8 protein-coding genes and 3 tRNA genes are annotated in these 9,515 nt (G+C 59.1%); 4 read left to right on the forward strand and 7 right to left on the reverse strand.

Annotated elements, in window-relative coordinates; genetic code table 11:
* From B7Z66_15050 to B7Z66_15065, 4 genes are all read right to left on the reverse strand, one after another.
* A partial coding sequence (locus B7Z66_15050) for an elongation factor Tu (protein OYV74840.1) occupies positions 1 to 100 on the reverse strand: 100 nt, incomplete at its 3' end.
* A gap of 173 nt (positions 101 to 273) precedes the next feature.
* A tRNA-Thr gene (locus tag B7Z66_15055) sits at positions 274 to 349 on the reverse strand.
* Positions 350 to 385: 36 nt separating this feature from the next.
* Positions 386 to 459, reverse strand: a tRNA-Gly gene (locus B7Z66_15060).
* Between the two features lie 68 nt (positions 460 to 527).
* Positions 528 to 612: transfer RNA gene (locus tag B7Z66_15065), tRNA-Tyr, on the reverse strand.
* Positions 613 to 807: 195 nt separating this feature from the next.
* Here B7Z66_15065 and B7Z66_15070 point away from each other — a divergent pair.
* Positions 808 to 1,803, forward strand: coding sequence for a UDP-glucose 4-epimerase GalE (locus B7Z66_15070; GenBank protein OYV74841.1), 996 nt, complete (start codon positions 808 to 810; stop codon positions 1,801 to 1,803).
* 227 nt (positions 1,804 to 2,030) lie between these two features.
* Complete coding sequence (locus B7Z66_15075; protein ID OYV74842.1) at positions 2,031 to 3,371, forward strand: UDP-glucose 6-dehydrogenase; 1,341 nt, start codon at positions 2,031 to 2,033, stop codon at positions 3,369 to 3,371.
* A gap of 165 nt (positions 3,372 to 3,536) precedes the next feature.
* Here B7Z66_15075 and B7Z66_15080 read toward each other — a convergent pair whose 3' ends face one another.
* Complete coding sequence (locus B7Z66_15080) at positions 3,537 to 4,118, reverse strand: hypothetical protein (GenBank protein ID OYV74843.1); 582 nt, start codon at positions 4,116 to 4,118, stop codon at positions 3,537 to 3,539.
* A 1,170-nt stretch (positions 4,119 to 5,288) separates the two neighbouring features.
* Here B7Z66_15080 and B7Z66_15085 point away from each other — a divergent pair.
* Both B7Z66_15085 and B7Z66_15090 read left to right on the forward strand, forming a co-directional pair.
* On the forward strand, positions 5,289 to 6,005 hold the full coding sequence (locus B7Z66_15085) for a Crp/Fnr family transcriptional regulator (GenBank protein ID OYV74844.1): 717 nt from the start codon (positions 5,289 to 5,291) through the stop codon (positions 6,003 to 6,005).
* Between the two features lie 471 nt (positions 6,006 to 6,476).
* Entirely contained in the window at positions 6,477 to 7,184 is a 708-nt protein-coding gene (locus tag B7Z66_15090; GenBank protein OYV74845.1) for a Crp/Fnr family transcriptional regulator, read from the forward strand.
* A gap of 529 nt (positions 7,185 to 7,713) precedes the next feature.
* Here the strand turns inward: B7Z66_15090 and B7Z66_15095 are convergent.
* Both B7Z66_15095 and B7Z66_15100 read right to left on the reverse strand, forming a co-directional pair.
* Positions 7,714 to 7,935, reverse strand: a complete 222-nt coding sequence (locus tag B7Z66_15095; protein OYV74846.1) for a hypothetical protein — start codon at positions 7,933 to 7,935, stop codon at positions 7,714 to 7,716.
* Between the two features lie 72 nt (positions 7,936 to 8,007).
* On the reverse strand, positions 8,008 to 9,432 hold the full coding sequence (locus tag B7Z66_15100; protein OYV74847.1) for a hypothetical protein: 1,425 nt from the start codon (positions 9,430 to 9,432) through the stop codon (positions 8,008 to 8,010).
* Between the last annotated feature and the right edge of the window lie 83 nt (positions 9,433 to 9,515).

Here is a 9,515-nt window from a genome sequence, read left to right on the forward strand (position 1 = left end):
TCGTCAACGCCGCCGTCAACGTCGTCTTCCCATGGTCCACGTGGCCTATCGTCCCCACGTTTACATGCGGCTTCTTACGCTCGTACTTTCCCTTGGACATCGAACGCTCTCCTCAGACTTTCTTAAGTTGACCTTGGCTTTGGTTGACACCCGCCGCGTACCGGGCTCAAAGCCGGCCCGTCCGTTTAACGACCCTTGCCCCGGCTGAGAACGGGGTTCATCCTGTATCGGCGGGCCTTGAACCTGCGCCGTACGTCCGGCGCGCACACCACTTGGAGCCCACAACCGGACTTGAACCGGTGACCTCTTCCTTACCAAGGAAGTGCTCTACCGACTGAGCTATGTGGGCAATGAGCTACCTGCGAACTGTTACGCGCCGCACCGCTGGAGCGGGTGATGGGGATCGAACCCACGTCATCAGCTTGGAAGGCTGAGGTTCTACCATTGAACTACACCCGCCTACGTCAGGGGACGAGAACACACGCCCTTGTGCTATGAAGCATCGCTCCCCTGAACCCGTACCCGCTTGGTGGAGGGGGTAGGATTCGAACCTACGAAGGCGGAGCCGCCAGATTTACAGTCTGGTCCCTTTGACCGCTCGGGAACCCCTCCCGCAACGTAAGCGAGCAATTTTGCTGGAGGAACGGGGGCCTGTCAACTTCTCGTGACAGTTGCCTCAGGCCTGGGCGCCGGAATACTGGCGGGAGACTGCCCTCCCGGGGTTATAATCCCAGTCTCGCCGCGCCCAACCACCCTCGTTGTGGGGGCGAAACCACGGCCGGCCGCGGGGTTGGAAACCACAAAACGATGGATAAAACAGGGATTCTTGTCACCGGAGGGGCCGGGTACATCGGTAGCCATGTGGTGCGTCAGTTGGGGGAGGCAGGCGAGCGGGTCACGGTACTGGACAACCTCTCCACGGGCTTCGCCGAGGCGGTAACCCATGGCGAGTTGGTGGTGGGCGACACCGGGGACCAAGCCCTGGTGCATCGTTTACTCGCATCCCACCGGATCGACACAGTCCTGCACTTCGCCGCCCATACCGTGGTGCCGGAATCTGTATCAGACCCCTTAAAATACTATGGAAACAACACCTGCAGCAGCCGCAACCTCCTGGCCTGCTGTCTGGACGCTGGGGTACGACATTTCATCTTTTCCTCAACGGCGGCGGTCTACGGAATCCCACCGGACTCCCGCGCGTCGGAAGATACGCCCACGGCACCCATCAATCCCTATGGAACCTCCAAACTCATGACGGAGTGGATGCTCCGCGACCTGGCTGCGGCCTCCCCCCTGCGGCATGTGACCCTGCGCTACTTCAATGTGGCGGGCTCGGATCCCGCCGGTCGGATCGGCCAGTCCACCCGCAACGCTACCCTGCTGATCAAAGTAGCCTGCGAGGCGGCGGTGGGTGCCCGGGACCAAGTAGTGATTTTCGGCACCGATTATCCCACGCCGGACGGCACCGGGATCCGGGACTATATCCATGTGGAAGACCTCGCCTGCGCCCATATCAAGGCCCTGGAGTACCTGCGGGCGGGCGGGGCATCGGCCACCCTGAACTGCGGATACGGGCACGGCGCCAGCGTGCGGGAGGTGCTCGATACCGTACAGCGGGTCAGTGGCCGACCCCTGCATATCGTGGAAGCGCCACGCAGGGCGGGCGATCCACCGGCCCTGGTGGCGGCGGCGGACCGGATCCGTGGGGTCCTCGGCTGGGAACCCCAACACGACGACCTGGAGTTCACGGTACGGACCTCCCTGGAATGGGAACGGACCCTGCGCGCGCGCCGTCCGCGCTAAAACGATGACCGGGGGCGCCGCCCACGACCTGCTTCCCACCCCCGGACCGAGGGTCTATAGTGTTGCGGCTCCCTCGGAGCCGGGTCCTACAGCACGTGCGCCGCGGCGAATACGAACGCGACCATGCTTAATGTATATATTAAAATCATCATCTTATTGTAACACCATCGGGCGCGGTCCTAGTCTCATCAGCGCTCATGGCGAACCTCCGCCAAACGGGATCCACTATGAAAGTCACAATTTACGGAACCGGTTACGTCGGGCTGGTCACCGGAGCCTGTCTCGCCGAGGTCGGTAACGACGTACTGTGCGTCGACCGGGATGAGGCCAAGATCGCGCTGCTGCAAAACGACGGGATCCCGATCTACGAACCCGGGTTGGAAGATCTGGTTGCGAAGAACCGCGCCTCCGGCCGCCTGGACTTCACCACGGATCCGGTCCGGGGTGTTGAACACGGTCTGTTTCAATTCGTGGCCGTAGGCACACCACCGGATGAAGACGGCTCCGCCGACCTCTCCAGCGTCCTCGCGGTCGGGGAAACCATCGCGCGCTGCATGACGGACTACCGTATCCTAGTGACCAAATCCACCGTCCCAGTGGGCACCGCCGATCGGGTGCGGGAAACCATCCGCCGCGTGCAGTCCGAGCGTCAGGTAGCAATCGAGTTCGATGTGGTATCGAACCCGGAGTTCCTGAAAGAGGGCGCGGCCGTGGAGGACTTCATGCGCCCCGATCGGATCGTGGTGGGCACCGACAATCCGCGCACCGCGGAACTGCTGCGCGTCCTCTACGCACCCTACAACCGTAACCATGACCGGCTGCTGGTGATGGACATCCGTTCCGCGGAACTGACCAAGTACGCGGCCAACGCCATGCTTGCCACGAAAATCAGCTTCATGAACGAGGTGGCCAACATCGCCGACCGCCTCGGCGCGGATATCGAACAGGTCCGCGCGGGGATCGGTTCCGATCCCCGCATCGGCTATCACTTCATCTACCCGGGAGTCGGTTACGGCGGTTCTTGTTTCCCGAAGGACATGCGCGCACTGGAGCGAATCGCCGCAGCGGTGGGTTACGACGCGACCCTGCTGCGCGCCGTGGAAGTGGTCAACAACCGCCAGAAGAGCGTGCTATTCGACAAGATCCGGAAGCACTTCAACGACCGGCTCTCCGGACTTACCTTCGCAATGTGGGGCCTGGCCTTCAAGCCCCATACCGATGACATGCGCGAGGCGTCGAGCCGGGTGCTGTTGGAAAAGCTCTGGGAACAGGGCGCGCGGGTACGGGCCCATGATCCGGCGGCCATGGACGAGGCGCGGCGCATCTACGGCGAGCGCGCCGACTTGGTACTGTGCGAGGATGCCGACGATACCCTGGAGGACGCTGACGCCCTGATCGTCCTCACCGAGTGGAATGCCTTCTGGAGCCCGGACTTCGCGGGCATCAAGGAGCGCCTCCGGCATCCAGTGATCTTCGACGGGCGCAACCTCTACGATCCAAAGCGTCTCGCACAACTCGGCTTCAGCCACTACGCCATAGGACGCGGGAATACGCCTCCGGATCTGTAGCAGGCTGCTTGCAGGCAGCCAACCTCCTCGGTGGCGAAGAAGGATCGGGCCGCGGAATCCATCCGGCCCGCCCCCTGCCCGTCCCGGGCATTGTTGGACGCTCGCTCGGGTCCGGCCCCCTCTCCCAGCTAAGCCGCTACCGGGTCGCGTGCCGCCTGGTGCCGGTTAGTAGACCGAGAAGTGGTAGTTGACCCCTACGGTGAAGTTGTCGTTGGTGATGTGATTTGCATCCTGATGCATCCACTGCCCCACGAGGCCCAGTTGCGGGCTGATCTTCAGCTCCGCGCCCAGGCCGATCCGCGCGCTAACATCGCTGCCTCCGGCGTCCCCGGTACCGCTGAGGGAACCGAACCCGAACTTGATGAAGGGGAGGATCCGGCCGTCGGCGCCCATGGGGTAACCGGCAAGAAAATCGACACCGAACACGTTGGAGCCGTAGTTGACCCCCGCATTATGGGTCTCCTGGCTGTTGAACTCCGCAAAGAAATTACCCCCCACGACCACCGGCCGAGGGATGCCACTCAGGGGTAGCGCGGTGTTGTAGCCCAGGCTGAATCCACCGTCGATGCCAACCTCACTGTTCAGTCCCGCGGCGCTGGAGTCGTTGAACCCGAACTGCGCACCTGCGTAGGGTCCCAGCCACTGACCGGCGACACCCTGAACCATGGGCCGCGGGCCCGCGGCGAACGCTAGGCAGGGGACGAGGGAAACGGCGGCAACGATCGTGATAAGGCTTGCTTTCTTCATTGGTTAAACTCCTCCAGTGCTTGCAATTCAGCAGACTACTCCCGCCGACGAGCCGGTCAGAATTCCACGACTATTGGACGGTAGTACCGGTAAAGCTCTCTGCGATTCCTGCGTTCCGTTCTGGTACCAACAACCCACTTATACGGCGCGCCACGCGCCACGGCGCGACGCACGATAGCAGGAGTTGCGCAGGCAAAATTGAGACCTGCGTCACATCGCCGGGGCTCGGAGCCGGGCCCGGTAGCGCCACCGGCAACACGTGGACGACGGAGCGGGGCTGGGGAAGGGATTCGAACCCCCGACCGGAAAATTACAAATTGTTTCCGCATGTCTCTAAGATCAAAAATCAAATAAGCAGCTGAACTAATGAGAATTTCAATACTTCAAGTTGTGCTGATTTACCATCATTTCCCGAATCGATTGCAGCGCGCCGACCATAATCGGGCATCACGCATTATCCCCTACAGCCGCCACGGCAACCGCAAATATAACACCTGTCGCGTACTATACCCTTATCCCTGGCGTGCGCGACGCAATAAGATGCAAAAAAATCGCTGGGGTCGGCGGCACACGGGGAAACGTCGCCCGGGGCCAGTTAACCACGACGATCGACCCGCCAATGTTGGACAGCGGAAATCGAAAGCGCGGTGGGCGAACGTAAGGGGCACCACCCCCGCCGGCGCGCGAATAGCGCACGGTTGACGCGGGATGTCCGGCGATCGAACCGGAGGCCCCCCGTGTCTGACGCACTAAGCCGCGATTACCTAATGGTCGCCCGTAGAACTCGCCACCTAAGCGAGTCACAGCCGCCCGACACGGTCTCACGCCCGCCCGATGTTTGCCAGCTTTCATAGCCCTCCCTTCTGCGCCTCTTAGCCGACGCGGTGGCGTCGAGCAGCACCACGCGTTCTTCCGCGAAACGGACGGAATGCGCATCACCACCCGTGGGGGGCTGGGCGTAGCTCCGCGCGTTTTGGACAGATCTCCCCGCATCGACGACTTAATGAACGGAAGCGCCAAATCCTTTGCGAACATGACGTTATGTGCGGTATATGACATATGGGAGGGGCAACGCTATACTGCGCTGACGGAAATCATTCATATATCGGCCTCTTCACCCTGTCATCGATAGAGGGAACTCTAACGATTCCGGCAAGCTGGAGGCAACACATGACTCTCCCGAACCCAAAACAAAATAATCTTCTCGCCACCCTGCCCGAGTCCGCGTGCGAGCGCCTGTTTCCCCATCTCGAATACATACAAATGCCGCTAGGCGACGTCCTCTACGAATCCGGTAACCAGTTGCGTCATGTCTATTTCCCCACGACTTCTGTAGTGTCACTGCTTTACGTCATGGAAGATGGCGCATCAGCCGAGATTGCGGTGGTGGGAAAAGAAGGCATACTCGGTATCGCCCTGTTCATGGGCGGTGAAAGCACACCGAGCCGGGCCATAGTGCAGAACGCTGGCCACGGGTACCGGCTCAAAGCACAGTTGCTCAAGAATGAATTCCATCGTGCCGGGCCGCTGATGCATCTGTTGCTCCGTTACACCCAGGCGCTGATTACCCAGATGGCCCAGACGGCGGTATGCAATCGGCATCATTCCATACACCAGCAACTGTGTCGCTGGCTGCTGATGAGTTTGGACCGATTGCCTTCGAACGACGTGACCATGACCCAGCAGTTGATCGCCAATATGCTGGGCGTGCGTCGCGAAAGCGTCACGGAAGCCGCCGCTAAATTGCAAGACATCGGGCTGATTCTCTACAGTCGCGGACACATCACCATCCTGGATCGGCCGGGATTGGAAGCGCAGGCCTGCGAATGCTATCAAGTGGTCAAAAAGGAATTTGATCGCCTGCTCCCCGACTTGATCGCCGTGTGACCCCTTGCACAGCAAGGCATGCCCTCTCCGTCAGACAATTTTCTTTCAAAACACTGCTATTGGCCCAAATGCATACAAATTCTCCATTCGCGGGAAAAGACGCTCATCAAATGCGCGCTATGTTCGACACCGAACAGAATCTACCAGCCCTTCAGCCTATCTTTCAGGCTGGCGCCGCGAACGGCAGGGTCCGGCGGCAAGGACTCAACCGCGACCCTAACTACCCCCCACCGTGAGCGGCGCCACCTTGGAATGGTGGGGAGAGGAACGCGCGACGCATCAAGTCTCGTTGGTTGCGAAGCAGTCCACCAAGCGCAGCCACTAACCAGCGGCGAGGGAATTGTGTCCCCGGGAGAGCAGGCCGTATCGGGCATACCGTCACCCCGCAAACGCCACCGGACGCAAGGATTGCATTACCTACTCTCCTTGTGCCGACGGTTAGCATTAGACACAACACCACAAGAGACTTCAATGCCCCCCACTGCACCCGCACTCCATGCGAATCGTCTGCTTGCCGCGCTGCCCCACAAGGATCGGCAACATCTCCTTTCTAACTGCGAGCAAGTCGAACTCGTATTCGGTGAAGTTCTCTGCGAACCCGGCGACCATATCCACCATGTCTACTTTCCTACCGACAGTTATATCTCTTTGGTAAGTCCGATCGACAGCCAAGCCTGTCTAGAGGTGGCACTGGTCGGCACTGAAGGCATGCACGATATCGCACTCGCGCTCGGTATCGATGTTTCGCCGCTGCGCGCCTTGGTGCAGGGCGAAGGTATTTCGCTTCGCATGAAAACTTCGTACTTTCGCCGCGAACTGCGACATAGCCCGGCACTGCAACGGGGCATTAACCGATATATCTATGTGCGGATGAGTCAGCTCGCGCAAACGGCGGCATGCACACGCTTCCATCTGGTGGAGGCGCGCCTGGCCCGCTGGTTATTGATGACTCAGGACCGGGCGCACTCAAACAAATTGCATATCACCCATGAATTTCTCGCCTACATGCTTGGCGTTCGTCGGGTCGGCATCACAAAAGCCGCGGGCTCACTGCAAAAGCGCAAGTTGATCAACTATAGCCGTGGAACCATCACGGTTCTCAACCGCAGGGGCCTGGAAGCAGCGTCTTGTGGATGTTATCAAGCCGATAAAGCAACGTATGACCGAACCATAGCCTAATACGCCACGCAATTTGGAATTTTATTTTGGATATTCGCATCGCCGCAAACCTATTGGAACGCCCGTTCTCTCAGAGAGAGGGAGGCGGGTGAGATGATGTAAGCTACTTGCTCGATCACCCTCATCCCAACCTCCAACAGCGGCAAGCGCACAGCGAAGGCGGCGCGGGGGAAACCTTAACCCTTCGAGATTGACGCCTGGCAATGCATTTATCTGCGCACCTTCAAGAGCTTGTGGCCATCAATTGACAGACTGCTTATGCGACCCTTGTCATCGACAACGAAACCGGCAGTGGATTTCAGTAGGACGTTGGCGTCATTTCGACACACCCAACCTTGACCCGCGCGGGTATTGCAGGCGACAACGGGCCCCAATATCCCTAACACAACGACACCGTCAGTATTCACTCCAACCTGTCCAGGGTATCGGCCTACGTCGCTGCTACACGCAGCCGCTCTCACCGCTGGTTGCGGATCTGATGCCAATAATCAAGAACAAAAGTGACTAACGTCCATCCATCCGCGCGCCACTATTTTCTGTTGCCTTGGAAAACCAGCAGTATGCCCCCGATCACGATCGCCCCAACTCCAGCCCAAACCGGTATGTTGATCGTTTTCTGGTCTTTTACCGACAATTCAATCGGGCCAAGTTTGGCCTCATGGGTATCCTTGGTGTAGCTGAAGCCGCCGTACGCCAAACCCAGCACCCCACCTACCACCAGCACGATTGCTGCAATATTTACTGTATTCATTGCGATTTCTCCTAGGGAAGGTCTGATCAATTCACGCTGACAATGGCACTGCATACAAAAATGGGCAGCGTTTTACCCGCCTGCCGCTATCCAATCGCGGCGGGATTCGTAACAGCCGGATTGCTCCGGCGGTACCGGCCGACCGAAGTAGTAACCTTGCCCTTCTCCGCAACCCTCAGCGCGGAGGAATGCAAGCTGTCCTCCGGTTTCCACGCCCTCGGCGCTGACCCGCTTATTGAGGCTATTACCCATGCCGATCACCGCACGGACGATGGTGGCATCGTCGGGATCGGTAGTGATGTCGCGCACGAACCACCTGTCGATCTTCAAGGTGTCGATTGGAAACCGCTTCAGATAATTCAAACTGGAATAGCCGGTACCGAAGTCATCAATAGCGAGTTGAATGCCCATTGCTTTGAGTGCCTGCAACATAGTGATCGAGGAGTCGACATCCTGCATGAGTACGCTTTCGGTCAGCTCGATCTCGAGATAGCCCGGGTCCAGGTGAGTCTCTTTCAATATGTCGCGAACGCCCTCGAGAAATTCCTTATTGCGGAACTCGAGCGCGGACACATTGATCGCCACAGGACTTGGTCGCAGGCCCGCGTCAAGCCAGCTACGGAGTTGATAGCATACTTCGCGGAGCACCCAGCGGCCGAGGGGCACGATGAGGCCGCACTCCTCGGCAAAGGATACGAATTGGTCCGGGAAGAGGAGCCCACGTGTCGCGTGCCGCCAGCGGATAAGTGCCTCGACACCGGTGATTTCCCCGGTCTCGAGATATATTTTTGGCTGATAGTGCAACACTAATCCCGGTCCTGCCAGCGCACCGCGAAGGTCGGCTTCCAGGGAATGCCGTTCGACAACCCGGTCATTCATGTCTTGCCTGAAGAATTGGAAATTATCACGCCCAGTTTTCTTGGCGTGGTACATCGCCACGTCGGCATTTTTGATCAGCGTCTCCGCATCCTCGCCGTCATTCGGATAGACGCTGATACCGATGCTCATGTTGATATTGAGATGATGGCCCGCGACACTGTGGGGGTCCGCCATTGCCGAGATGATATTCTCCGCGCGGCATGCCGCGTCTTCCGAGTGTTCGATCTCCGAAAGCAGAACCACGAATTCATCGCCGCCTTGGCGGCTTACGGTATCCGTATTGCGCACACAGGCCAGCAAGCGTCCGGCAACCGACTGTAGCAATTTGTCGCCAACAATATGCCCCAGGGAATCATTGATGTTTTTGAACATATCCAGATCCATGAACAACACCGCCAATTTCTTTCCGCGACGGTGGGCCAGATTAATCGCCTGTGCAAGCCGGTCATTCAACAGCACGCGGTTGGGTAAATCTGTGAGGAAATCGTGCTGCGCCAGATGAGACATCTTGAGCACCATCGCCCGCGCCGCGCTGACGTCATGGAAAACCATCACGGCACCGATTACACGCCCGCTCCGATCGTGGATGGGAGCGGCCGAATGTAACCGGTAACCCACCGGCGTTCTTGTCTACGCGTGGAGGGTGTGCAAGGGCGAGCGGAGCGGGTTGTCGGCGAAGAGTTGCTTCCACCGTCGCGGCG

This window comes from Chromatiales bacterium 21-64-14 (assembly GCA_002255365.1).
Lineage (GTDB): Bacteria > Pseudomonadota > Gammaproteobacteria > 21-64-14 > 21-64-14 > 21-64-14.

What these genes read in the sequence shown, in the direction of transcription:
- B7Z66_15070 (OYV74841.1), top strand. Translation starts at nt 808, where the DNA reads ATGGATAAAACAGGGATTCTTGTCACCGGAGGGGCCGGGTACATCGGT.
- B7Z66_15075 (OYV74842.1), top strand. Translation starts at nt 2,031, where the DNA reads ATGAAAGTCACAATTTACGGAACCGGTTACGTCGGGCTGGTCACCGGA.
- B7Z66_15080 (OYV74843.1), bottom strand. Translation starts at nt 4,118, where the DNA reads ATGAAGAAAGCAAGCCTTATCACGATCGTTGCCGCCGTTTCCCTCGTC.
- B7Z66_15085 (OYV74844.1), top strand. Translation starts at nt 5,289, where the DNA reads ATGACTCTCCCGAACCCAAAACAAAATAATCTTCTCGCCACCCTGCCC.
- B7Z66_15090 (OYV74845.1), top strand. Translation starts at nt 6,477, where the DNA reads ATGCCCCCCACTGCACCCGCACTCCATGCGAATCGTCTGCTTGCCGCG.
- B7Z66_15095 (OYV74846.1), bottom strand. Translation starts at nt 7,935, where the DNA reads ATGAATACAGTAAATATTGCAGCAATCGTGCTGGTGGTAGGTGGGGTG.